Source organism: Neolewinella antarctica, assembly GCF_011927835.1.
GTDB classification, from domain to species: domain Bacteria; phylum Bacteroidota; class Bacteroidia; order Chitinophagales; family Saprospiraceae; genus Neolewinella; species Neolewinella antarctica.
The window spans coordinates 1-26,412 of record NZ_JAATJH010000014.1 but is presented as its reverse complement, the minus strand read 5'-3'; the positions used below and the strand labels follow the sequence as shown (position 1 = coordinate 26,412).

16 protein-coding genes are annotated in these 26,412 nt (G+C 54.7%); 7 read left to right on the top strand and 9 right to left on the bottom strand.

Annotated features, from left to right (window positions below):
- Positions 1-93: 93 nt before the first annotated feature.
- The 8 genes from GGR27_RS19590 to GGR27_RS19555 all read right to left on the bottom strand — a co-directional run bounded on the left by GGR27_RS19590 (position 94) and on the right by GGR27_RS19555 (position 15,656).
- Positions 94-693 carry a 2'-5' RNA ligase family protein gene (locus tag GGR27_RS19590; protein ID WP_168040588.1) on the bottom strand — a complete coding sequence of 200 codons (600 nt, stop codon included), beginning with the start codon at positions 691-693 and terminating at the stop codon, positions 94-96.
- Between the two features lie 257 nt (positions 694-950).
- On the bottom strand, positions 951-3,017 hold the full coding sequence (brxL, locus tag GGR27_RS19585; protein WP_168040586.1) for a BREX system Lon protease-like protein BrxL: 2,067 nt from the start codon (positions 3,015-3,017) through the stop codon (positions 951-953).
- A gap of 215 nt (positions 3,018-3,232) precedes the next feature.
- Entirely contained in the window at positions 3,233-5,746 is a 2,514-nt protein-coding gene (pglZ, locus tag GGR27_RS19580) for a BREX-1 system phosphatase PglZ type A (protein WP_168040584.1), read from the bottom strand.
- 23 nt (positions 5,747-5,769) lie between these two features.
- On the bottom strand, positions 5,770-6,804 hold the full coding sequence (locus tag GGR27_RS19575; RefSeq protein ID WP_168040582.1) for a Fic family protein: 1,035 nt from the start codon (positions 6,802-6,804) through the stop codon (positions 5,770-5,772).
- Between the two features lie 294 nt (positions 6,805-7,098).
- On the bottom strand, positions 7,099-10,617 hold the full coding sequence (gene pglX / locus GGR27_RS19570) for a BREX-1 system adenine-specific DNA-methyltransferase PglX (RefSeq protein WP_168040580.1): 3,519 nt from the start codon (positions 10,615-10,617) through the stop codon (positions 7,099-7,101).
- Positions 10,614-14,249, bottom strand: coding sequence for a BREX system P-loop protein BrxC (gene brxC, locus GGR27_RS19565; RefSeq protein WP_168040578.1), 3,636 nt, complete (start codon positions 14,247-14,249; stop codon positions 10,614-10,616). Before brxC ends, pglX begins: the two co-directional genes overlap by 4 nt.
- Before the next feature lie 172 nt (positions 14,250-14,421).
- A complete protein-coding gene (locus GGR27_RS19560) occupies positions 14,422-15,018 on the bottom strand; it encodes a DUF1788 domain-containing protein (protein WP_168040576.1) in 597 nt (198 codons plus the stop codon).
- A gap of 38 nt (positions 15,019-15,056) precedes the next feature.
- Positions 15,057-15,656, bottom strand: a complete 600-nt coding sequence (locus tag GGR27_RS19555; RefSeq protein ID WP_168040574.1) for a DUF1819 family protein — start codon at positions 15,654-15,656, stop codon at positions 15,057-15,059.
- 92 nt (positions 15,657-15,748) lie between these two features.
- Between GGR27_RS19555 and GGR27_RS19550 the strand changes: the two genes are divergently transcribed.
- Positions 15,749-16,936 carry an MFS transporter gene (locus GGR27_RS19550; RefSeq protein WP_168040572.1) on the top strand — a complete coding sequence of 396 codons (1,188 nt, stop codon included), beginning with the start codon at positions 15,749-15,751 and terminating at the stop codon, positions 16,934-16,936.
- On the opposite strand, the gene GGR27_RS19545 is transcribed toward GGR27_RS19550, so the two are convergent.
- On the bottom strand, positions 16,925-18,256 hold the full coding sequence (locus GGR27_RS19545; RefSeq protein ID WP_168040570.1) for a DUF1684 domain-containing protein: 1,332 nt from the start codon (positions 18,254-18,256) through the stop codon (positions 16,925-16,927). The two genes, GGR27_RS19550 and GGR27_RS19545, sit on opposite strands and share 12 nt — an antisense overlap.
- Positions 18,257-18,473: 217 nt before the next feature.
- Between GGR27_RS19545 and GGR27_RS19540 the strand changes: the two genes are divergently transcribed.
- From GGR27_RS19540 to GGR27_RS19515, 6 genes are all read left to right on the top strand, one after another.
- Complete coding sequence (locus tag GGR27_RS19540; RefSeq protein ID WP_168040568.1) at positions 18,474-20,687, top strand: M3 family metallopeptidase; 2,214 nt, start codon at positions 18,474-18,476, stop codon at positions 20,685-20,687.
- A gap of 231 nt (positions 20,688-20,918) precedes the next feature.
- Complete coding sequence (locus tag GGR27_RS19535) at positions 20,919-21,956, top strand: sensor histidine kinase (RefSeq protein ID WP_168040566.1); 1,038 nt, start codon at positions 20,919-20,921, stop codon at positions 21,954-21,956.
- Between the two features lie 3 nt (positions 21,957-21,959).
- Positions 21,960-22,646, top strand: coding sequence for a LytR/AlgR family response regulator transcription factor (locus GGR27_RS19530; protein WP_168040564.1), 687 nt, complete (start codon positions 21,960-21,962; stop codon positions 22,644-22,646).
- A gap of 111 nt (positions 22,647-22,757) precedes the next feature.
- Positions 22,758-23,591: a DUF2306 domain-containing protein gene (locus GGR27_RS19525; protein ID WP_168040562.1), complete on the top strand. Its 834-nt coding sequence runs from the start codon at positions 22,758-22,760 to the stop codon at positions 23,589-23,591.
- A 536-nt stretch (positions 23,592-24,127) separates the two neighbouring features.
- Entirely contained in the window at positions 24,128-25,300 is a 1,173-nt protein-coding gene (locus GGR27_RS19520) for an FAD-dependent monooxygenase (protein WP_168040560.1), read from the top strand.
- 552 nt (positions 25,301-25,852) lie between these two features.
- Entirely contained in the window at positions 25,853-26,188 is a 336-nt protein-coding gene (locus tag GGR27_RS19515) for a hypothetical protein (RefSeq protein ID WP_168040558.1), read from the top strand.
- The last annotated feature ends 224 nt before the right edge of the window (positions 26,189-26,412 follow it).

The window sequence follows — 26,412 nt, the reverse complement described above, 5'->3', positions numbered from 1 at the left end:
GCAAATTAACCCTGCACCCGCGAAGCCAAAGCAAGTCCCGCACTTAGTCGGGGCGACCGCGCCAAATTTATTAAGGAGCGTCAAGGGGGTAATTTAAAACTCGACCTCCCGCAACAGCCCCCAGGGCCCGTAATCGTACCGCCAAAACCGAAGGCCCACCACCCGCAGCGTACACGGTGTAAACCTGGGACCCAGCCGGCGTTGCAGGCGACTAGCCACCTCTTTGTCTACCTTGTTTTGCACGGTAATGTGCGGGCGTTTCCAGGGCCGGGCATCCTGCGGAGTAAGGCTGTCCGCAAAGGCGTCGTGGAGAGGTTGACGAACCCGGAGGAGCTCGGTGGGCGCTAGCGCAAATGCGGTGCCCTTACCCAGGGACAAGACCCCCGTAACGTCGACGGGCAACACGCCGTTTTCGAGGGGTAAATGATCGGACCAACTAAACGTTTCCGCGAAGGAGATGGCCGCGTCGCGCACTGCCGGCTTGAGGTGGTGAAACAGCGTCACGTGAGCGCTCAGGTAGTTGCGGTGGCCCGGGAAAAAAGCTTGCCGCATCCGGTGAAAAGGGACCATATCCGTTTCCCGTACCCAAGCGGTTACGATGGTGGCGCGCTGGTCTTTAGGTTTTTTGGGGTGCATGCGGGTGGAACGGGGAATGGTGCCGGCGGTTTGCGACGGTGGCGGTAAATTGACCATATCGATATTTACCTAGCGGACCTCGTCAGGCAATTTAACCATAACCCATTGCACAAGAATGCAGTGAGTAGAAGGATGCGGTAACCAATCAGGTCTCGCCACCACGCAGCAACACCGCAATTAATCATTAAGATCTGGCGCGGTCGCCCCGACTAAGTGCGGGACTTGCTTTGGCTTCGCTGGTGGTTTGGGGCGCTTCCGTGCCCACACCAACAATCAACCACGCCTTACGCTACGGATCGGCCAACGCCCTTAGGTCACACCGCTAGGATCGTAACTTCAAACCCTTTACAGGCTCGTTCCTCCTGCAGCGCTACCGCTGGATTGAACGTCTCTTTCCGGTCGTAAGGCTGAAAGATGTCCAGGCCACGACCCAGGATGATTTTGTAGCCTGTATCCGTTTCGACGCAGCGATCGTGGATGTCGCCATGGTCTTTAACGTCAAAGCTTAAATCGATGCCCGTCGTAGCGAGGGCTACTTCCAGTTTGCAGAGAAGTTTCTCCACTTCGACGTGTTCTTCCGGCTTGGCAGCGGTGATGACGTGCAGCTTCACCTCGTCGCCCGGGTCTTTGTACCGATACAGCAACTGAGCGAACTCCTGCAAATTTTTGATTTGGTGAAATTGACGGAGGTAGGGGTCGACGACGTGGACCTCCCGCGCATTTTTTAGGTAGTCGCCGAACAGGTTCTCGTAACTCACGCCACGCTGATTGTCCTTAACGATGATGTTGATGCCCGTGAGAAGGGTAGCCGTCGCGTCGTCCGTAAGTAGCGTAGTCGAGGGGTCGGTCGCGACGTCTGGCCCGGTGATCGGTTCTTTGCTTCGCGCTTGCTCACTACCCGGCACCTGCGTCAGCGCCCGCTGATACTGTAATTCTTCGAGCGTAATGACTTCGTGCTCCTTACCCGTTTGCTTGTCTAGGTACTTAAACCGTACGGCCCGTTCGCGAAACGTCTCGTCCAGTTTCATCAATTGGAGCTTAACGCGGCGGCGGCCCTCGATGGCAAATTCGAGCAACTCCCGGCATTCTTCGCGCGTGCACGTGCCCTCAGGGTAGATGATTTTCATCAAGCCCCCGAAGGTTTTCTGAACGGCCGTCCGGTCCCGCGTCGCGATGGTCGGGTCGAGCGTGAAGTGCTCCCGGTAGAGCGCGCCGTAGTCTTCCGATCGTAAATTACGGAATGCCTCGGCGAGGTAATCGACGATGAAGCCGAAGCCGCTCGTAAACATTTCACCCCGGATGATGTCCACCTCCCAGCCCGGTAAATAATAGTGTAGTCGGTCCAGAAAAGCGGTGTCGTAGTAGGCTTTTGGCAACTGCTCAAATAGGTCGGAATGCTTGAGCATGTACCCCACGGAGCGCTTGGTGTTGCCGATAAAAACCATGCTAGCTTCGGCACCCAGCGACTCCCGCCCCCGGCTGAAAGTCTTATTGGCCATATAATTTTTCATCACGTCGACGAGGCTTTTCGACACCCGTTTATCCGGGCCGGCAAACTCGTCGAACGCCACCGAATCCCAAAAACCGACGAGGCCGATCTTACCGCTCGCGTTATTGACGAATAGTTTAGCCAGCGTCACCTCACCGCCGGAGATCAACATGCCGTGCGGAGAAAACTCGCTGTAGACGTGGCTCTTTCCCGTCCCCTTCGGGCCCAACTCGATGGTATTGAAGTTACGTTCAACGAAAGGAATAAGTCGGGAGAGCTGGAGTAATTTTCCCCGGCGGCTGAAGTGCTCGGGGTTAAAGCCGATCGTCTGGATAAGTACGTCCATCCATTCCCCCGTAGAGAATTGCTGCCGGCCGAGGATGTACTCCACGTAATCGAAGGCGGACAACTGGATGGGCTTAATTGAATCAATGAACCAGGGCACGGCATCGCGCTCTTCCCGTGCTTCGTAGCTCACGTCGACCAGGCACCAGACGCCGCTGGTCAGCAACTTCGGAAATTTGCGTACCCAACGGTCCTGAACGGGTACTTTTTTGAGCCCCAGGTTAGTGAACGTGGCGACGTGTACGTCCTGGCGGTCGTCCAATTCTACGCTGACGCGGTCGATGACGCGGTCCCGGCCCTTGTCCCTGATCCTGGACTTGAGCAGTTCGCTCTCCTCGCGGTGGACGTAGTGGCGCGCAAGAATCTTTTTGACCGTCTCTACGCCCTGGCGGATCGTCTCCTCTTCGTCGGTAGCGCAGTATTGACCCAGCAAATACTCCAACACGAAGGTAGGTACGACGGCGTTTCCCTTGACGAGGCTGGTGAGGTCTTTGCGGACTACTTTGCCGGGGAATGCGGCGTTTATTTGCTGGTCGAGTGGGGTCATGCTTCAGGTGTGAATGTGCTATCGTTTACACCTCCGATGAACTTATCCTAAATTTTGCTGCGCTACATTTAAAATAAGATACATCTGAGGAGAAACGACTAATCTCGATAATTAAAACTATTCAAAGTCGAACTACGAACTTTTGGTGATATCTCACTGCGCTACACCTCACCAAAAGATACATCCGAGGAAAAACGATGGACCACGAATGTAGGTTATTCTAGATCGAACTCCGCAAAATCCGCCCCGTGGGAAATGTACATCTCGAAGGAGTGGGTATCGTATACGGCGCCGGACTCATTATGTACCTTTAAGTAAACATTCTTATCCTTCAATTTGGAAGCGGAGAGTTTAAACTGGAAAGTAACTTTTTGTTCCCGTAATCGGGGCTCGTTGGAATCGCTGCCAAAGGTGCGGGTCGGCTCGTCCGAGATCGCCTTGCCGTCAGCGTCGTAGAAGCCCATCGTAAGCGTAATCGGGCTGAGCTTGCCGCCGACGGGTTCGAGCTGGTAGAAACTTAGTGTCTTACGGTTGGCGGTGATGTGGCTGGACGTCCCCAACAGTTCTACCTTCACGGGACGAACGGCGGCGGAAATCGCGCGCTTTTTCTGGACGGTTATGACGGGCAAAACCATTTCCTGCAAGCTCATCCCACCGTGCACGTAGCGGCTCCCGCTCCCTTTTTGGCGGATGCGTAGGGTACCGTTCGGGATCATCACCTCCAGTTCGCCTTCCAGGCCGAGTTCAGCCGGCGTAAACACCCGGGCGCCCGCCGTTCTTTGCAGGTTAGTCCCGACGACGAAGCGACGGTTCTTATTCATTTCTTCCCCTTCCGGCCGGTAGCTGGCGAAGTCGGTATCGGCTACTTTGCTGACCTGGTAAAGGTAGCCGTGGTCGGCGGTGATGAGAGCATTGTAACGGTTGAGACCGACAATCTGGGAAAGCAGCGTAACTGCCTGGTCAAAGCTGTCCTGCGTCCGGGCAAAAAGCTGATCTTCTTCATTTTCGCCGGCCTTGTCGATCAGATTCAGGTAGAGGTAGACGACATCGTATTCTTTAATCCAGTCGCGGCCGCCCTGGCGTTGGGTGTGGTTTTCGCGGAAGGTCTCGGCGGTCATGGCCACGGCCCGGCCCCGGGTGTGGGCTTTGAGGATCTTGTCGCGGTTGGCCGTCCCGGCGGTTGATACGCCGTCGGCTTCCACGTTATTACCCGGTAAAATTTCAAGTTTTTCGTGCGGCAGCAGGCTGGCCATCCCGAGTTGGGTGTAGGTCGGGACGCTGGCCAGCAGGGGGGCGATGGTGGCGGCGTAGCGGCCTTCCCCGTTGATCCGCTCGGTCAGGGCGGCGGCGGATTCGTAGCGCAGGCCGTCCGAAATGATGACGAACAGGGTGACGTTACGGTCCAGATAAGGCTCGACCTGGCTTTTCCAAAAGTCGCGCTGCCGGGGCAGATCGGGTGCGGCGGCGGGTAGGTTTTCTTCATCGATGCGCGCTTGCCAGTGCTCGTTGAGTGGAGTCAGGAAACCGTTGACGTACCGGTCCTCGATCACGTCGGCAAGGTGGTCGAGGTAGCTGCCGGCGCGGCGGTGGTGGTAGTGAAAATCACGGTAGGCGGCGTCGACGCGGTGGTGATCCGCTGCATAATCCTGTACAATTTGAGCGGGGCGCTGGCGCGGGTGCCGGGTGGTGGGGAGAAGAGCAAAGAAGGTGAGCGCTGCGGAGAGCGCCTCGTAACAGTCCGCGTAGTCATTGTACCAATAGCTGCTCCGCCGGGCTTCCACGACGGATTTCAGCCCTCCGGTGGGCAGCGTACCCGAAATAATGGCGTCGCGGACGCCGATAATCACGATTTGGTCGACTTCCTTAAACAGCGAGTGATTGGTCAGCTCAAGGGGTGATTTGGCCGCCAGTTTTTCGCGCACCTTCATGCCGGCCCCACGGGTGGTTGCCGCTGCGCGGTAGGCGACTTCGCCACCGCGGCTATCCTGCCAGCGGTGAAGAAAGATGAGGGCCTCATTATTGGCGCGAGGCCGTTCGCCGGGCACGATGCTGGCCAGAGCGGTCAGAAACAGCGCATCGGTGAAGTCGGCTACGGAAGGGCCTCCGGGGCCGGCTTGGTAGTTGAACCGATTCTTTACTTTCTCCCAGAGAACGTCCGTCAATCGGTAATCCTCCACTGCTTTTACCTTGCTTTCCCCGGCACCCGCGTCCGCGCCCAAAAGGGCAAGCAGGATGTCGTACAAAGTTGGCTTGCAGCCAATCGTAGCGCCGAGGAGCGCCAACTCGAAGGTGGCCGCGGTAAGTTGCTCCGGGGCCGGTAGGTACTGAACCAAATCGCCCCGTCGCTTGCCGGAACGGAAGAATCTTTCGTAGCGCTCGATGAGCCGGTCGAACGTGGCCGGCACGCCCAGTTCCTGGCGGTGCATTGTGGTCAGGTCGGTGGCAAAAATATGGTAGGCCAGCTCCACGTCGAGCAGCCAGTTCTGCGTATCCGGCGGCGGCGCACCGGGGTGAAACACGAGAAATTGACGTTGCGGCTCGTCGAGCAGGATGCGGACTTTGGTGGCGTAGGCGTTGTTGTCGACTTCAACCTTAGTTACCTCCGGCAGGTCCACCCCGGCGAAAGCGTCCGCCAACTCGGACTGGTTGTTACCGTACCAGAGGAGGATGCGGTGGGTGGGGGCGGGGTTAGCGAAATGGGACTGGAGGCGTGGTTGGTGGGGGGACATGGGGCATCAATTAGGGGGCTTTTCTAAAAGTAGGTCTTTACCGCAAATTCAAATTGGTCGATGAATATTCTTTTGAACGCCGTGATGTTGTTCTTTTCGTAGAATACCAGCATAGCCTTCTTGTAGTCGATTGAGTCAACCGTCCTAAAGGAAATCGGACAGTAACCATTCGCAATCAGTATGGCATTACTGGTTATTCGGGCCGTCCTTTTGTTTCCATCCATAAATCCTTGAATGTAAGAGATCAAGACTAACGCAATCAGCGATTTTTCGAAGACATTTTTTTTGGCGTTGATCAACGAGCACATGTCCCGGAAGGCTTCTTTAATTTGAAATTCATTATCCAGCGGCCGGTAGTTGGTGCCGGTAATACCAACCCTCCGGGATCTTAAGTTCCTGTTTATGCCTAATTCCTTGGTCAGTAAACTGTGAATATCCTCAATGCGACCGATGGAGAGTTCTTTTAAATATTCGGGATGCTCCACGATGAAATCAATAGCGTCTTTGTGGTTGAGCAGCATAACCGCCTCGTCTTTGTCTTTTCCCGAAGCCGTTAGTTTTTCCTTCAGTAGGCGTTCCGTTTCCAGCAAAGAGTAGGTATTGCCCTCTATTTGAGACGATTTCCAACTCAGGTCGATGGCCAAGCGCTCAATTTCTTTCAGGTATTCCTCTCCCGTCAACTCGCTGACGTTTTTCTGGTAGATGCCCTGCAACGTGTTTAACCGTTCGAGGTCTGCTGCCGTAAACAGGTCCACCTCGTGTAGTTCTTTTCTAAGTAAATCATGATTGAACGAATCTTCAATGTCTCGATCGTCAATATCCTGCGTGAAGTACTCCTCCACGTCGATGGAATGCAAGATCCCGTAAGACCTCGATAATTTATACTTGGTCCCCCTATTGGCGCCGGTTCTCTCTACTAGATTTTTACTCACCAGTTTTTCGAGTAGCCGATTCAGGGTACGACTACTCCGCTGGTAGTCGATTCGTTCGAGTATCTCGGTGGAGGTCAACGGGGAAGCTTCGTCAAGAGCTCTCAGGATTTGGTCACTCTCCGTCATTTGGTGGAATTATCTGACAAATTTAGCTCATTTGCGGGACAAAAACACTGGTAATTGGCGGGTTAGTTTGTTTTGTTTGTCAGATAAGTCAACTGCTTATCCATTGATAAGGCTTCCATGGTTGAGGTTCTCCGAGCGCCCGGATAGCTGGAGGTTCGGACGCTTTTTAACCACCCGGGCGCTCGGAGAACCCCTCGCTCCCGCTAGCTTCGCCGGCGGAAGCGAGGGGCCGCTCCGAGACCCTGAATAGACTCCGAAACCTTACTTCCTCCACCGCCTCCGGCAGCAGCGAAGCTAATCAAACTCAACCCAATCAAACGCCTCCACCTTCTTCCGCTTCACGCTATCATTCAACCCAGAAACCGTCAAAACAGCCCCCCCCATCCGATTATAATTAACCAGCACCCCATCATCCAAATCCAACGCCATCCGCCTTTGCGCCAACGGATACAGGGTCTCCCGCTCGTACACCTTACAATCCGCCATCTTCACTTTGCACAAATCACTCGTCTTGGCCGCCGCCGCGCGGTCCCCCGCCGGTAGGCTCTCGTCCAGTTTGGTACGCTCCGCCGCGGCCAACTCGGCTTCGAGCTTCTTGACGTAGTCCCGCAGGTAGTTATTGAGGAGTAGGTTGACCGTATCCGCGTGGTAGCGGTGGACGTACACCAGCGCCTGAAAATGCTTCCCCGGGCTCGAAAACAACCAGTAGATCGGTCGCTTCTTGTACCGCTTCACGTGGTCGGCGTAGAAGTCTTTGACGAAATAGTCGCGCAAGCTCCGGCCCACGGTCGCTTCCACGAAGTCGACGTTGGCCTGGTAGTGCGCCGCCCCGAAGGCCGCCCGCAAAAACACCCGGCAACGCCCCACAATGTCGTCGTCGAAATAATCGCCGGCCAGGAGCGGGACGATGCCGTCTTCGTCGGGCTGAAAAAGTAGATCTTCCCAGGCTGTCTCGACTTTAGCTACGTACTCCGCCACCCCGTCGCCGGCGTTAGCCAGGATCAAGCCTTCCTTATCCAGACTGTAGCGGCCCATAATGCACCCGACGGCGTAACTCAGCAACTGGCGCATGATCTCCTTGCGGTTGAAGGGTAAGTCGAGGTCAGCGTAGTTAGTGACGAGGCCGGAGGTTGGGTCGCGGGTTAGTTTTTTGTTTAGTTTGGCTAGGGCTTTGCGGTCTAGTTCGTTTTGGAGGATTGTGATGTTTTCCAACTCAATCTCTCCTGTAATCTCATTAGATAGAGATTGATTAGTCGTAAATTTGTCATTTAGACCTTCTTCTAGTTGGTGAATTGAGAAAAAAATCTGAGCCTGATTTTTCTCAAAGGTTTCAAGAGCACCATGTACTTCTCCTTGACTGATTAAAGGAAATGACTGAAATTTATGGTATGTTTCATTAGTCTCACATGCTTCTCGGGACTTTCCAACTAATAATTCAACAGTTGCTGATATATTCTGGACCTCTACATATGGCATGGTTCTAGCAATTGTCCCTGCTGTATAATCCAATGTTGGCGCGATAGAATTAATTATTTTGTAGAATACGTCGCTATTACAATACCCTAAAGCATTATAAATGATGTTTAAGTCATCACTGTCTTGATACATGCCGGGACCTTTTTGATCCATTATGATTCCGGCAGGTAAAAATCTCGCGGCGAATCGACCACTAGTTAAGGAAGACCAACCTATAAATGGTTTAAAGTAAAATTGAGAGTTTCTAACAACTGATGATTTGTGATCTTTAATGTCTTTTCCGTTGTTATACCAGTTGATGACATACTCCTGATTTCCGTACCATTTCTGAAAAGAACCTCCTTTGTGATATAAAGCCCACTCTTCACGATTTACCTTACCAGACTCGACTTCATGTGTATATCTTAAAAACCTTGGGTTATCTCCAGTCTGCAATCCACCCGCGGGTTTTACGAACTTACTCAGCTTTTTTTGATTAAATACGCTAATTAAATTATTAGATAACCAATACCCCACCGGCCCACCAGGAATTTTAGCAAAATCCTCCTGCCGCGCCCGATAAAAATAATCCACCCCAGGGTCAGCAACGGCGGCGAGCGTTTTCGGGGCCTGGTTCTTCGCGCCCTTAAAGTCACTCAGGCGAATGTAGCTACCCCGCTTCCCCGGCTGTGTGCCCTTGCGGAAGGTGAACGTACAGATCGGTACCGTTGCCCCGTCAAAACCGGAGTACTCCAGTTGGATCAGCGTATTAAAGTAGTGGTTATCGATCAGATACTCCCTCAACTTCTGGTAACTGCTGATGAACATCCACACGAAGGGTGTCATGAAGCCCGTGTAACCGCCTTCTTCGCAGAGTTCGAGGCAGCGGGGGATGAACGCGGCGAACAAGTCGGATTTCCCCACGGCGTAGTGCGACGCCACGTACTTCTTCAAGCTCGGCTCCATCCGGCTGGAAGCGATGTACGGCGGGTTCGTCACCACGCAGGTGTATTTACGGTTCAGGTACTGCATCTGGGTCAGCGCCGCGTTCAGGTTATCCCGCCCCACCTGCTGGAACATCCCGTCGCCCGCTCCCGCTTTGCTAATTGATTCTATTATTGCACCCGCGTCCGCGCCCCCTTCTAATCTCAATAAACTGCCGTAAACCGCCGCCTTTTCCTGTAATACTAAGTCTTTGCGTAAGTCCGTATCCATCCAGGGCAGGTCGAGTAGGGCGTAGTCTTCGTCCGTGATCGTGATGTTACGGTAGGCGATGATGTTGGGCTGCACGCCCTTGGTCAGAAAACGCCGGTAAGCGCGGCGGGCCTTCATTGCCAGCGCAAAGGCCGCCAGTTGCGTGGCCCGCAGATCGATGTCCGTCCCGAACAGGTTGTTGCGCAGGATCAGGCCGGGGATATCGGACTTCGCGTAGCCCAGCCGCTCGTACGCCATGTAAAAGAGGTCGAAGGCGTAGGCCAGCACGTGGCCGGAACCGACGCAGGGATCGTAAAACGTGATCTCCTCGATCGATTTCGGAGTAGCGGGCGTTACTAGCGGCTCTTCCGGCGCGATGAAGTAGCTCATTTTCTTGGCTAAACCGAGGTCGGGAAAGTTGGCTTCCAGCACGTAGCCAAGCGTATTGTCGACCATGTGCTCGACGATCCAGCGCGGCGTAAACAACTGCGAAGCGGGGGCCAACTCGTCGGCGGTGTACTTCTTTTTCGACTTGATCAGCTTGCCGTTGTGTTCCCCGATGTAGTACTGATACAACCACCCAATCACCTCTTCATTCTTACACTCCTCCACCCCGACGGCCGCCCGCAAATCGTACAGCACCGAACGCTCCGACAACAGATCGTCCGGCAGCAACAGCTCGGAATAATCGCTGATTTTCTCGAAGAGGAACGGCAGTTGCTCGTGGCGGCGGTTACACTCGGCGACGAGCAGGGCGCGGTAGACCTCGTCCTGCGCGTTCGCGCTCGCCAGCCGGCCGGTGAGCAGGTCGTTGATGCGGGCGGGGTCGACGCGCAAGGTCCCGTCGACGTTGCCGCGTTTGGCTTCCTGCAGCAACTCGGGCAGCACGCCGCCTTCCCCGGCGGGGCTGACGGCGGCGACGGGCGCGTAGCTGTTCACGTCCATGAATCGTAGCGCCACGAAGCGGTTGAACCACAAATAGGCGGCCTCCTCGATCACTTTGGCCTCGCCGTGGCGCTTGACGCGTTCCTTGAGCTCCCGTACTTGCGGCGCGCGTTCGCGGTGGTAGACGTCGTCTTCGTCCAGGGCGTAGCGCAGGCGGGTTTTTACCTGGGCGTGGAGTTTGGTGCGCGCCGCGGCGGCGAATTTTTCGAGGTGTTTCATTTGTCGTTGCTTGCGCGGAGGTGGACGCCGTGGCCGCTGTTCAGGATCTTGGTGACGGCTGCGCGGTACTCGGCCAAGAACTGGTCTAGGTCTGCCTCGTTTTCAATCAAGTAGTTGCCGTACGCCACCGACACGGCTTTGATGCTGGGGGCGGGCCGGTAATTGGGCTTCGGCTCTTCGCTCCTGCTTGGTGAAACGTGCGTTTTTTGGGGCGCGCCCCCGATAGTTATCGGGGGTGTAGAGGAAGTAGGGGAAGAAGCAGTGCTTGGCGGGGCCGGTGGGTTAATTCTGTCGTAGGTCAGCCGTGCCATGGAGTTGAGCAGCCGCAAAGAATCGTCACTTTCAAAGCGCCGCAAGCGTTCCCGCAGGTGGCTCACCTTACGTTGCGCTTGGAACTCCCGGATGAACCCGGCGACTGAGTCCGCCTGGTTTTGCTTTTCAGTTTCGGTCAGGTGGGCGTACATCTCGTTTTGTTGCAGCCGCTCCAGTTCGGCTTCGACGAGCTTGGTGGCCTGGTCTTTTTCCCGATCCAATAGTTCCTCCACCGCTTGCTTCGCCGTGGCGAGTTGTGCTTTTCCTTCCCGCACCGCCGGCCCCAGGTAGGGCGTCTGGTGGGTGAGTAAGTTTCGCAACGGGGCCATCAGTTCCGGCTCGACGTGGCGGTGGTTCTCCTCTCCAAAATCCACGAACTGGCGGACGCTCCGGTAGATCTCCGACATTTCCCCGCTCAGGAACTCTTTGATCTTACTGTAGTGATCTTCGCGGAAGTCGAGCAGGTCGTCTTCGAGTTGGGTGATCTTGTCGAAGTAGACCAGCGGCTTCGCGTCGAGGTGGGCGGATAACTTTTCGGCGTAGGGGAGCAGGGCTTTGAGGAACGGGTATTCGCTCGTCCGTTCCAAGTAGCTTTTGACTTCGTCGCGCTCTTTTTTGAGCGCCGCCTGGAAGGCGCGGGCGACTTCTTTCGCTTCCGCCCCCGGGTTGGCGTGGTGGAACAGCTCCTGGTGCAGGTCCCGCAACTGCTTGACTTGCTTGTTGTCGACCTTGCTGACGGGCCGGAGGTAGGCGGCGGCGGCCTTGTCGCGGTTTTTCAGGATGGCGAGGATTTCGCGGGGCTCGTCCCTTTCTTCGTGGTCCAGCAAAAGTTCCAGCCGTTGCCCCCCGACGAGTCGGCCGACGACGGTCAGCGCGCTGGTCTTGTCCCAGCCGTAGGGCCGCTTCTCGAAGTGGTCGGCGATGCTCCGGGCCGTGGGTCGGGCGTGGTGTTTGGTTTGTAACGTGACGTAGTTGAGCACTTCCTCTTCGGCGGGTCCGAGGCCGCCCTGCATTTCCTGGGCGAGTTGGCTGGCGGGCTGGGTCAGGAAAGTCTCCAGGTCGGATTCTTTCACGTTGGCCCCCAGCATTTTCAGGTTCGGGTACGTAATGACGAGTAGCTCCTGCAGCGCGTTCGTGACCCGGTTGGGCGGCGTGGTGCCGCTCACGTGTTTCAGCTCGCTGCCGTTGGCGATGGGCACGGCTTGGCTCAACAGCTTGTTGAGTTGCCGGATGATGACCGGTTTCCGGCGGCTGTTCTCCAGGCGGCGGGCCATGATGATCGGCGTCTGCTCGGCCGGTGCGGTGCCGGCAGCGCGGGCGCAGTAGGTTTCCGTTTGCAGGTACAGCTTGACATCGGCGAAAACTTCCGGGTTGGGCGGCAGAATGAAGCGTAGCTCGGTGGTGCCGGAGGTCTGGGCGATCAGGTTGGCGTGGTCGGGGTGGGCGTAGCTTTCGTTGCGCTCGGTGACGATATGGAGACTCAGCTCATTGTCCGCCCGTTTCAGCGGCGCGCCGTCCAGCAGGCGGTTAAATTTGAAGCGTTGTTTCGTCCGCTCCTCGGTCACGATTTCTACCTCGACTACGTCGTCGAACATCCAGCTGAGCAGCTGGCTGCGGACGCGCGAGGCGTCCACCGTCGTCCCTTTGATCTTGTTCTCGACGTCCTTTTCGATACTGGTCAGGAACTCGTACTGGTCGCCGTTGCGCTGTACGTAGATGTTATGCTCCAGCTGGTTGAGCGCCGTTTTGATGGCTTGCTCGTGGGCTTTCGGGTCGGCGTCGAGGCGGTCCAGCAGCAGGATGGCGAGGTGCTTCGGCGTGGATTTGAACGACTCGACGTACTTCACCATGAATAGCGCCTTGAGCAGGCGCGTGCGCAGGTCGGTCGCTCCGTAGTGCCCTTCGGCCTTGCTCACACTGGCGCGGATCTCCTGGCGCATGATCGGTTTGAGGCCGTCGTACATCCGGTCGAAGGTCGGCAGGGCACCTACCTCCATTTCCTCCCGGATCATGTCCTTGACGACTTCCTGAAAAACCGACAGATTCGAGCGGGCCCCGACCGAGGTGTGTTTACCCTGAAAAGCACCGTGGGTGCTTAGCTCCCGGATGCAGTCCTGGAGTAATTCGAAGTGATAATTCTGGAAGGGGTACAGATCAATAAAACTTTGCTCTTCTTCAATCACGGGATAATCCGATCCGCCCTCGTGGAAGCGGAACAGTGTCGGAAAATTCGCGCCATGCTCTTTCCACAACTCGCTTAGCACCTGCGTCCGCGCCCCGTCCTTGTCCAGTAGTCTTTTCTGAATGACTTCGCGCACGTTCTGGCTGCCGAGGTTGAGTTTGCAGCCGAAGCGGGCCTGGATTTTGGAGAAGTCGTTGCTTTGCCGGTCCCTAAGGCCATCGACGAGGTTGTCCATGTTCTCCTGGCTGGTGACGAAGACCCACGCGCGGCCCTTGCAGGCGGTGAAGAGGCTTTCGGCGATCGTCTGGAGGTTCGTCATCAGCTTCACGTTGTCGCTGATGTACTGCCCGACCTCGTCGACGAAGAAGTTTAACCGGAAGCGCGGATCGTCCTGGTCCTCGATGTAGGCGGCGACGCGGTTGGCGAAGTCTTCGATAGAGAGCGTGTAGGTGGCGCGTGACTCCTTGAGCAGCAGTTGCGCGTCTTCCTCGCTGCCGCCCCGTACGGCGACGTAGGCTTTGGCGAATTCCTTTTTAGCCATCAATAGGTTGTTGCGCCGGTCATCCCAGGTCTTTCCGTTAATCTCCAGGAACTTCCCCTGGAACTCCCCAAAGATGCCCTCCAAATCCATCGCCCGCTCCAGCTCCGCCAGCCAGCCGTGCTTGCCGTAATAGCCCTGCATTTCGTTGAATACCTTCATGAATACGCCCAGCACGGCGTCGGCGTCGTCCTTACTGACCACATCGGCTTTCGCGTCGATATTAAACAAGATCGATTTGCTGGGTATTCCGGCGGCTTTGTTGAGGTCGGCGGCGAAGAGCGTTCCGTTTTCCGTCTTTTCGGCGAAGTAGCCCTTGACGTCCCGACCGTTGCTCAGCGTCTTATTCTCCAGTAAAAGCGACAGCATCTTGAGCAGGTGCGATTTACCGGAGCCGAAAAAGCCGCTGATCCAGGCACCGTTCGTGTTGGCGTTCGCATTGGTGTAGATGTCCAGGAACTGCTGCTCCAACAGTCGCTTCACTTCTTCGGTGATCACGTACTCTTCCACCTCCGTCGTCAGGTGCTCCTCGTCGGCTGCTTTGATGACGCCGTCGATGGGGCGGGTGATGTCTTTTTTGAACAGTTGTTGTAAGCTCATTGGAAAGTGTAATGCTAAGTAGTGATGTATGTCTAGGGTCTCCGAGCGGCCCCGATTTTGCGTCGCGAAGCAAGCGCAAAATTGGGGTTCTCGGAGCGCCCGGTCCAGCGTGACAGATCGGGGTTCTCGGAGCGCCCAGTGATCCAGCTGGCAAACCGGGCGCTTCGAGAACCTAAGAAAGCTTAAGCGTATCCATATCGAAAGCCCGGTAAAAATTATCCGCCGGCAAGCGCCCGAAAAGCCGAAAGTTGGTACCGGTATAAGTGCCCGGAAAGAACAGGATGGTCGGTGCCGTTTTTGTCACGTGCTGCAGGTTTTCCAGTAAGGTATGCGACCGTAAAAACGGATAGGCCTGGCCGACCCCGTGCAAGAAGAGTACGCCGTAATTTTCGTTCGCGGGTTCATTCATCAGGTTTTGTAGTGCGGGTAGAAAACGCTCCGTCATGTCGGTCAGCGACTGCATCGTTTCCAAAAAGGCGTCCGTGGGCTCCTCCCGTTCGAGTTCGTACAGGTCTTCCGGGTCGACGTTGTCGGCAATCATCTTATGGCACAGCGCGAAGACGTCCACGGCCAGCACCCGGACGCCGTTTTCGCGCAATTTTTTCGTTAGCGCGCTTATTTCCTGCCGCAGTTCAACCTCCCGTTCGGGCGGGTAAGAGAGGACGTAGTGGGGCACTTCCCCGCCGATGGCCTCCATTTTGAGGAAGCGGGGTTGGATGATCTGTTCGTAGGCGTGTCGAAACTTTGCGGCGAGGTCGATTTTCGGCAAGGGGTTAATTGACGGTGTAGGAAAAGTCCCAACAAGTTCTAAAGTGCCGAAAGTAACCAATAATTTAAATATGCCGGATCATGGGCGCGGACGCGGGTGCACAGTTTGGGGGAGGGCAGGGGCGGGGTGATTTGCCGGTCCTTGACGGAGCGGATCAGCCCCGCTTCGGCGAGCATGCCGAAGGTTTGGGATTCCAATTTGAGGCGCGTCGTCTCGGTGATCCTATCCAGTTTTCCGTGCACTAGAGTTTGTTCGCGGTAGAAGGCACGGTAATCCGAATTAAGAATTACGGGGTCGAAGCGCTCGAGCTTTGGCAGCAACACCTCCCGGGTGAACGTGCCGATGAAGGGGTACGAACGGCAGACGGCCTGCCAGGAAAGAAGCCGTTTCGCTTTGGCCCCTCCCGCAGCGAGTAATTCGAATTCGTCGGCGTGGAGCGTTTTGAGGCGTAACCGCAATTCATTGAACACGCGGCGACGAGTACTGGCTTTCCCTAGGCCAAACAAATCTGCGTCGGTTGCCACCCGTGTGGACACGGCCTCCCAGTCGCCCAACGTGACGTAGAGTTCCGCTAGGGCGGCGGATCGGTGGGGCATCAGGGAAGCGGACGTGAAGGAGAGGGGATAATTTTTGGACACGGGATAAGGTACGGTTTTAGCTTTGACCTTGTTCGGTGCGGGGGCTGGCTCGCTCAGTGCCTTCCGACCGGCGAATCCTACCTTAGCATCCGATGCCCCCACGCCACCTCCTCCCCACCATCATCATCGCGCAGTTCGCCTGCACCTCGCTCTGGTTTGCACCGAATGCGATTCTACCCGCGCTAGCTGGTGCGTACGACTTACCAGCCGGGGCCTTGAGCTACCTGACGTCCGCCGTGCAGTTTGGCTTCGTGCTCGGGACACTGGTGTTTGCCGTGCTGACCCTGGCCGATCGCTTTTCACCGTCCAAAGTATTTTTTTGCTGCGCACTTTTGGGCGCCGGGGCGACACTCGGCCTGCTCTGGAACGGACACACGCTGACTTCTTTAGTCGCGTTACGCGCCGCCGTCGGTTTTTTCCTGGCCGGGATTTACCCCGTGGGGATGAAGATCGCGGCGGACTACTACAAAGAGGGTCTGGGGCTTTCGCTGGGTTACTTGGTGGGGGCGCTGGTGCTGGGAACGGCTTTCCCTCATTTGCTGCGTGACCTTATTCCCGGCGATGCCTGGCCGACCGTGCTGTGGACAATCGCGGCGCTGGCGGTCGCCGGGGGCGTGATGATGTGGCTACTGGTGCCCGACGGGCCGCACCGCCGCCCGGCTAGTTCCGTCGACGCCTCCGCCTTTTTCTCCGTCTTCCGCAAACCCGACTTTCGGGCCGCCGCCCTGGGCTACTTCGGGCACATGTGGGAACTGTACGCTTTCTGGACGTTCGTGCCGGTGTTGCTCGCCTTCCTGACGGAAAAGAATGGGTTCTTCCTGTCCGTCCCCCTGGCGAGTTTTACGGTCATTGCCGTCGGTGGAGTAGGCTGCGTGGTGGGCGGCTACGCGTCGCGGCGGGTCGGCCCGCGAAAAGTAGCTTCCGTCGCACTTGCCGTATCCGGTGTTTGCTGCCTCGCTTCGTACTTTTTGCTGGACTGGTTACCCGCCGAAGCTGCTTTCTTCTTTTTGCTCATCTGGGGAATTGCGGTCGTGACGGATAGTCCACAGCTATCAACCATGGTGGCCGGGAGCGCACCCGCCGAGCAGAAGGGGACGGCGCTGACGATCGTTAATTGCCTGGGGTTCGCGATTACCATCGTTAGTATTGAGCTGCTGAGTTGGTTGCTGGGCTGGGTTAGCCCGGTGCACATCTTTTTGGTGCTCGGGGTTGGGCCTGCTTTGGGTTTGCTGGGGCTGGCTACGGGGCGGCGGACGGCACAACAGCAGTTACTCCCCTAACTCAACGTGCTTAACCCCCGCCTCAATCCTCACCCGAACGGTATTTTCCTCCGGAGGCACGGGGCAAAAATACCCGTCGGTATAAGCGCAATACGGCTGGTAGGACTTATTGAAATCAATCAGTATTTTATTAGCGCCGTTCGCCGGAATGCGCAGATCGACGTATTTGCCACCGCCGTACGTTTCCTCGCCGGAGGTGGCGTCGCGGAAGGGTAGGAATAGGTGATTTGCGTACTCCGGGTCCGCTAGCGGTGCCGCAGCCTGGTAGACGGACAGGCTGATCGGCTTGCCGTCGATGATGAAGCTAGCTTTACCGTAAACCCTGTACGCCGTCTCGGTTCCGGCGCTGGTGGGTAGGCTGATCGTTGCGGGGTTTTCGAATACTTCGAGGTCCGCCAGGACGCGGTACTTCTCGGCGACGGGGAAGAACTGATGACCGCCACGCTCGGCTAATAAGGCTCTCTTCGCCTCATCGAGGGGTGAATCTTCCGGCGAAGCGTACTGGGCGGTGAGGCGTTGTTGGAACAGTTGGGCGTCTACGTCTCCGGGCACCGGCTCGTCACGGACGAGTTCCACCTTGTCGTAATCCCCATTCGGCATCCGGACGATGTATTTAAATACGTTGCCGTCGACTTCGTACACGTTGGCGAAGAGTTGCAGGCCGGGCTCGTACGTCAAACCGTAGTTTTTATCGGTGATGACATACTTACTGTTGTTGACCCACGCCACATCGAACGCAACGGAATCTTTACGGGCGTACTCAGTTTGGGCATTTCCCTTTCTTGTTATCCATACAGTGTCAAGAATGGGGTCGCTCGACACATAATTGCCGTCCATGTACTGACTTAAATCCACGCCGAGTTCCCTGAAATACAGCAGGCTGTCACTTTTCTGTACCTCTCTGCGGGCACGCCATACCGCGCCGTTCAGGTAGGCATCGAACTGTGTATCCATCACCGCATTATCTAACAAAAAGGCCTTGCGAATAACGTCGCCGTAGGGCGATTGGAGAACGGTCGTTAAGCTATCCACTTCCGTGGGGCTTAATTCGGATAAACTAGCATAGGCGCTCTGGCTGTACTCGGCCATGATGTCCCGTTGTAGCGCCTCGTTTATTGCTTTGACAAACTGTTGGTTGGTTTCCAGCTTAGTTATCGTCGCGTTGTTCCCGATCGCGCCCTGCATTCTGACGTTGAGGTCTTCGGTGCTGTACAGTAAGTCCAGTAAAGTGGCCATCTCGTCCGGTATTTTGCTTTCCTGAGCCGAGCCCGTAAGGGGAGAAAGTAAAATGGCCAGGACAAATAGTAGGGTTTGTTTCATTCGGTTATAAGGGTTTGGTGACGTAAAGTTAGAACACGGTCCCGTACGTTGGGTGATAAACGCCGGCGGTGATTTAACCGCTGGCGAATGGGGTGCGAAATTTGGGTCAACCGTAACGGGAGGAACTTACGGAGTGCCGCCCAAAGATTAAGCCACCCACCTTTAAGCCATTAGCTGTCTAAAAACGTTCCTGTTCCCGATCAAATCAACTTCCCCCATGCGCTCAGTCTCCATCATCCTATTCCTGGTACTAGCGCAAGCCTGCACCCCCAAAGCCGCCTCCGACATGACGACCCCCAGCCAAACCACTCCCGCAGTAAGTATCCTCACCAGTCTACCGGACGCCCTGGCGGACGCCGACCTCGGTGCCCTGACAACAAACCCCGCCACGCAAGCCTTCGCCGGCCCCTACGGTGGCGTACCGCTGTTCGGTGAAGTGACCGTTGCCGATCTGGAGCCCGCCCTCCTGGCCGCCATGAAAAACGGCCTGCTGGAAGTGGAAAAGATCGCCAACGACCCCGCCCCCGCAACTTTTGATAATACGATCGCCGCCATGGAGCGCTCCGGCAACGACCTGCAACGCGCCAGCAATTACTTCGGCATCTACTCCGGCACGCTCAGTAGCGAGCAAGTGCGTGGCATCGAAACCCGCGTGAGCCCCTTGTTCAGCGCCTACTCCAGCGCGATTATCCAGAACGCGGCGCTGTTCGAACGCGTCCGGACGCTGTACCAGGACGAAGCGGCCATGTCCCAACTTTCTACCGAGCAACAACGGCTCGTGTGGGATTACTACACAAACTTCACCCGCGCCGGCGCGGCGCTCGACAAAGCCACCAAAGACAAGATCGCCGGCCTAAACGAGCAACTCAGTAAGCTGTACACTTCTTTCCGCCAGAACCTCCTCCACGACGAGCAAGCCTACGTCACTTACCTCACCGCCGACCAACTCGGCGGACTACCCGACAGCTACGTAGCCGGCGCCAAAGCCGCCGCGGAAGCCAGGGGCAAAACGGACGAGTGGGCCGTCACCAACACCCGCTCCAGCATGGACCCCTTCCTGATCTACAGCACCGAGCGGAAACTCCGGGAAAAAGTCTGGCGGACCTACTACAACCGCGGTGACAACGGCGACGAGTACGACAATAATAAATTAATCACCGAGATCCTGCGCCTGCGTCAGGAGCGTTCCCGCCTCCAGGGCTACGAGAACTTCGCCGCCCGCGCCGTCGAAAAGTCAGTCGCCAAAACGCCCGCAGCCGCTACGGAACTCATGATGAAAGTCTGGCCGGCCGCCAAGCAGCGCGTTAAGGAAGAAGTCGCCGACATGCAGGCCCTGGCCGATGCGTCCGGCGACGACATCATCATCGAGCCCTGGGATTACCGCTACTACGCCGAGAAGGTCCGCCAGGAACGGTACGATTTCGACGCCGAGGAAGTCAAGCAGTATTTGCAGTTAGAAAATCTGCGCGCGGGCATGTTTTACATGGCCGACACCCTCTACGGGCTCAAGTTTGAAGGGCCACTTAACACGGACGAAGTATCGGTCTACCACCCCGACGTCCGCGTCTGGAAGGTAAATAATCGGTCGGGCGAGCAGGTCGGCCTGTGGTACTTCGACCCCTACGCCCGGGAGGGTAAGCGCTCCGGCGCCTGGATGAACGCTTACCGTACGCAGTCACGGCTGGACGGTGCGGACATCAAGCCCATCGTCTCCAATAACTCCAACTTCGTCAAGGGCGCCGTCGGCGAGCCGGTGCTGATCAGTTGGGACGACGCGACGACACTCTTCCACGAATTCGGCCACGCCATCCACGGCCTGCTGTCCAACGTGACTTACCCAAGCCTGGCCGGCACGGCCGTCCCGCGCGATTACGTAGAGTTCCCGAGCCAGGTCCACGAAAACTGGTTGGCGACGCCGGAGATTTTAAATACTTACGCGCTCCACGTCAAAACCGGCCAGCCGATCCCGCAAGCCCTCGTCGACAAGATCGAAGCGGCGGGCACCTTCAACCAGGGCTTCGGTACGGCTGAGTACCTGGCCAGTGCCCTGATCGACATGAAGTTGCACACGCTGGAAGACGCCGCCAACGTCGACCCCGACCAGTTCGAGCGCGACATGCTCGCAGAGCTCGGTATGCCCAAAGAAATCGTCATGCGCCACCGGACGCCGCAGTTCGGCCACGTATTTTCCGGGGAGGGCTACGCGGCGAGCTACTACGCTTATCTCTGGGCGGATACTTTCGGCGCGGACGCCTGGGAAGCTTTCGCGCAGAGTGAGGGCGGTGCTTATGATCCGAAAGTCGCCGAGGCTTTCATTAAGCACGTACTGAGCGTCGGTAATACGGTCGATCCGGAGGAAGGCTATAAAGCTTTTCGCGGTCAGGAGGTGGACGTGGAGGCGTTGATGCGGAGCCGGGGGTTTATGGAGTAGTATCCGGTTTCGGGGCTGGCTGTGGTACGGGCATTCTTTTTGGATGATTCCTTTGCACCCGCGGCCGCGCCCTCATTATCTGGGCGCGGCCGCGGGTGCAGGGGAAAGTTCGTTAAAACGAGCCTCAAAACGAGCCTTCAAATCATCGTGGAAGCCACCGGCAGATAAATACCCCCGATTCGCGGAATAAAACCCGAACGACGGATTAAAGTCCGCATCTTAGGGGGGCACATGAAAAAAGCACTGTCTACGTTACTGCACCTGGCCTACTGGATGAGCTACTTGCTGCTGTCCATGATCCTGACCTACGCGCTGACCGGTAAGGAGGAGCTGGGACCGGGTGTTAACGAAGCAGTACTATTCTTAGCCTTCTTGTGCATTGTGATCCTGCCGGCCATCGCGACTTTCTATACGTTTTACTTTGCCTTATTTCCGCTTTTCTTCGTCCGCAAGAAGATCGGCCCGGCCTTCCTCGCGGGCGCGGGCGTAGCACTGGTAAGCGTCCTGATCGGCTTTGGCGTAATGGGGCTGATCTACCCGAATTGCATGAAGGAGGCAGAAGCCGCTTCCGTGGTGCCATTCATCTTAATTGCGAGTACTTTCAACTTCTCGGGCGGCGCGATCGCGTTCATCATTAAGGGTTTCTCAACCTGGTTTGAGGAGGTGGAGATCCGCGAGGCGCTCCAGGCCAAGAACCACGAAATGGAGCTGGCACTGGTCAAATCTCAGCTCGATCCCCACTTCCTGTTTAATACGATCAATAACATCGACGTCCTGATCCTCCGCGACCCCGAGGAAGCCTCCGAATACCTCAACCGGCTCTCCGACATCATGCGTTTCATGCTCTACGAGACGAAAACGGCGGACATCCCCCTGGCGACGGAACTGGATTATATTAAAAAATATATTGCTTTACAGAAAATACGCACGGCCAACGAAAGCTACGTAACGCTAAAGGTTAGCGGCACCCCAACCGGCCGGCGAATTGCTCCGATGGTATTTATTCCCTTTATTGAAAACGCCTTCAAACACACGACGAATAAAAAGGCGGCGGAGGCTATTCGTATTGATTTAAATATCGAGCCGGGCACCGTCAGGATGCAGTGCGTGAATTTGCTGGACGGACGGAAAAACATACCGTTCACCACGGGCGGACTTGGTGACGAGCTTATCCGTAAGCGCCTGGAGCTACTCTATCCCGGTCGCCACGAGCTAGATGTCCGCCGCGAAACCAGCCGCTACTCCGTCGACCTCCTCATCAATACTTAATCCATGGAATCCTACCAATGCATCATCATCGAAGACGAACCGCTGGCCATGGAGCGGACGCGAGATTTCGTGCAAAAAATACCGGACCTCCGCCTCGCCGCCACGTTCGATAATGCCCTCACCGGCCTTCAATATTTAAAGGAAAACACGGTGGACATCCTGTTCTTAGACATTAACATGGACGAGTTATCCGGCGTAGAACTCCTCGAGAGCACCCGCATCACGAGCCAGGTGATCATTACGACCGCCTTCCCCGACTACGCCCTCAAAGGTTATGAACTAAGCGTCACTGACTACCTACTAAAACCCTTTACGTTCGTCCGCTTCCTGCAAGCCGTCGAGAAAGCCCGCGACCAACTGGCGCAACCCGTCATTACGACCGATTACCTTTTCGTCAAGACCGAGAACAGGTTGGAAAAAATCCTGATCCCCGCCATCCTTTTCATCGAAAGTATGCGGGATTACCGCCGCATCCACACCCGCGACAAACGCGTAATGACCCTCCAAACCCTGACCGAACTGGAACGGCGCTTACCGGCGGAAAAAGTCTGCCGCGTACACCGTTCCTACATGGTCGGCCTGGCGAACATCGAAGCGGTGGAACGGAGCCGTATCGTGATCGGCAAAGAGCGCATCCCCATCTCGGATAGCTACCGCGCGGCCTTCCTGAAGCTGATCAACCAAGCGTGACCGGCGACCCCAAAAACGAGTTTGGCGGAGGAATTACCCAATCTCGCATATCGGAATTGTATGCTCGGCTGGTAGTGCGGAAGTTTGTAGTAACAAACACCGAACCGCCGTATGAACCTTACCGCACGCTCCGCCACCATCATTACGGCTTCTACCGACCCGAGTAACAAACTGCTTCGCTGGGCGGCTATTGGCTGGTTTGTCGTCGCCATTATCGGGCAACTCTTGTTTGCCGTCTACATCGTCGGTTTTTACGGTGGAACCGCAGTTTACGGAAACATCGCTGAATGGAATGAGAAAATCACCCATGGTTTTAGCGAGGGGGCGACGGTCAGTAACCTGGTGGTGGGTATTCACCTTTTCTTTGCGGCGTTGATTACGCTTGGCGGGCCGGTACAACTAATATCTGGAATTAAGCGGAAGTACCCGGTTTTTCACCGCCGGAATGGTAGGATTTACGTGATGCTTACCGCGATTGCGGCGCTTACCGGACTGTACATGCTCTACGCGCACGAGGGTGCGGGCGGCGCGGTTAGTCGGCCGGCCATGACGCTCGAAGCGGTGCTTATTTTGCTGGCGGGCGTGCTGGTCTGGCGCTTTGCCGTTGCGCGGCAGTTTCGGCGGCACGAAGCCTGGGCCGTTCGGTTGTTTCTCGTGGCCAGCGGTGTTTGGTTTTTTCGCGTGATACTGATGGGTTGGATGTTGGTAAACGGTGGTGCGGTCGGCTTCGATCCGGAAACCTTTACCGGTCCTTTTCTGGATTTTTTGTCCTACGCCCATTACTTATTACCACTCGCTGTTTACGAGTTGTATTTGTGGGCTGGCCGGTCGTCGCACGCCAGCGTTCGGTACGCCGTGGTGGGCTTGCTGGTGGTTTGTACGGTGTTTACCGGGGTTGGTATTTTTGGTGCCGTGGCGGGTTTATGGTTGCCGGCTTTCTCTTAGGGTGTTTGGGTGGCGCCGACTACGGCATGAAGGCCTGAAATGATAGACGTCACGCTCTTAGTCTACTGCAATGGGTACGGAGGTGAGGAATGAAACGCCATAGCAACTAGCGAATTCGGACCGGAGATTTATCGTATATTGAAGTAGTGAAGATTTTATCTTGACTGCTCTTAGGGGCACCAATTCAATAATTGTCCGATGTAACTGCGGGCTGCTTCGCGGTGCAGCTTGCCTTCCGGTTACTGCGCTTGACCATTTGAACGCCACCGTCCCGACCGAGTCAGGGTGCGAACGTTCAAATGGCTCAATCAGCATTACGATGGCGACGCTTCAATCAGGACAGTTATTAAATCGGCGTTCCTCAACTGACCTTAGGCAACCGGATTGTGACACCTAAACACAAAAGAACATACAAACGGTGATTCAGCGTAACCGTGCACTACTTTTCTATGCTTTTGTGTTTTGCTTCAAAGTACTTTGTGCTGCATGGCGAAAAGATCTGCGTAACATCAGTACTTAATACAAATTAAGACGAAATGAATGGTATAGCAATAATTGGTGGAGGAATAGGAGGCCTCGTGACGGCTTTATGTTTTGAAAAATTAGGTATTCCCTTCAAGGTTTACGAACGAGCTGTAGCTTTGAAACACGTAGGTGCCGGAATTTGGCTTTCTCCGAATGCATTACAAGTTATCGAGTGGATCGATCCTAAACTATTGAAAGAAATCGAGGGTGCAGGAAACTATTTCGATAGGATCATGGTAGCAAACCACCAACTCATCCCGCTATCCGATTCTGATCAAGCATTTGTCAAGCATAAATTTGGGTATACCACCATCGCGATTCATAGAGGTGTGCTGCAGCGAATTATTTATTCCTATTTGCCCAAAGAGAAGATTATCTTAGGTAAAGAATTTAAGAAGTACGAGAAAACATCAGACACGAGTTATAGAATCGAGTTCGAAGATGGAACTTCCGTAGAAACTAATACAATTATCGGAGCTGATGGCGTAAACTCTAAGGTAAGGGGGCAGTTGTTTCCGAATAGTAGCATTAGATATTCAGGGCAGACTTGCTGGAGAGGGGTCGCTGATTACAAACTCGACCCAAAATTTGCTTCGGTAGGGTTCACGCTTTGGGGTAAAAAACTTCAATTTGGTGTCTCTAAGTTAAACGAGGAACAAACGTACTGGTTTGCGGTAAAATTGAGTGAACCTAATCAGGAAGATGAAAGGGAGAAACTAAAAGTAGCTTTGAACGAAATGTTCTCCGCGTTTCACCCAGTGGTAAACGAACTGATTCAGCATACTCGCGTAAGTAATATAATTAGGGGTGATTTGTCAGACTTAGAATTACTCGACAAATGGCATGTTGAAAACATCTGCCTCATCGGCGACGCCGCCCACAGTATGACGCCTGATTTAGGGCAAGGAGGAGCACAGGCAATTGAGGACGCCTATTATTTGTCCAATTTTATAAACAGCTCAAAATGTATTGAAGATGCATTTCATAGATTTCACTCGTCAAGGAAAACTAAAGTAGAAAAGCTCGTAAAACAATCTAGATTTGCGTCGAAAATTGCCATAACCAACAGGCCGGTTGAAATCCTACGGAATTTTGTTTTAAGGAATACGCCAGAAAGATTTATGCAAAGTCAAATGATAGAATTGTATACTATTGATAAAAGCGTCGCTGCTTTGGTAGGTTAGTCAGCACGAAAAAATTATGGCAATGATGTATGTCGTCCATTGGTTCGTGTAGTGAATACCACTACCACTCACCAGCAGACTGCCCCGAAAATATTGGCATACGTCGAATTCGGTCCGTTCACCTTGGTGATGTAGCTACCCCAGCGGAGCGGTCCCGTCGCGGTAGTAATATCACCGACTTTGTAGCAATGAAGCGATCTGTTAGCAGCCAAGAAACTTCTCATCAGTAATCCTTGGAACCCTTCGACGACAAAGCCCAGAAGTGTACTTTCATTCACCGTTATCTGATTTATATGAAGATCTCAAATCATTTGATTCTAAAATAAATAGAGAATTAGGCGAGGGGTAAATAACACCCTAAAACTTATAGATGATGCAAATGATAAAAAGGTTAAGTTGATTAAAATACAATTGAACAAAGACAATATTGATAAATTACAAGTTCAAAAAAGAGCCTTGAACAAAATAATTAAAGAATATTGAACAAAAGGAGATTTTGACTCAATCAGTACTGCTAACCTATCAGATTTATCAAATCAAGTTGAGAGTGTCTTGAAAGGGTATAATTGTCCTGGATTGACCGCTGTGAGCTTCAGCGAAGAAAAATCAGATTTTGTCATCTCAGGAGAAGACAGAGAACTTTTTGGAAAAGGATTTAGGGCGGTTATCTATGCAGCTTTCATAATTGCTACTCAAGTACTACCTTCAAATAGACCTTATTCGATTGGAGTTCCGGTTATAGATTCTCCTTTATTCACACATAAAAAGCCAGATTATACTGATGACGATATTATTCCCGTTGATCTTGCGCGAGATTTTTATAGATATGTTGGACGATCTCAAATAGGGCTGACTATAATTATTGAAAACGTAGTTCCCCCCTACTGATGTATTGAACGAGATAAATCATATAGCATTTACAAGATCAAAAGATTCAGGAAGGTATGGATTCTTCCCCGTCTAATGTGAATCTTCTTAGATAAGTGGGTACTAAATAAATTTACTAATTTATCTCATCAATGGTCCGGGGAGGTTTAGCATAGTGTAATCAAGAAAAACGGGCAAGTCCGTATCTTGGAAGTAACTACACATTCCCGATATGACTTGCCCTA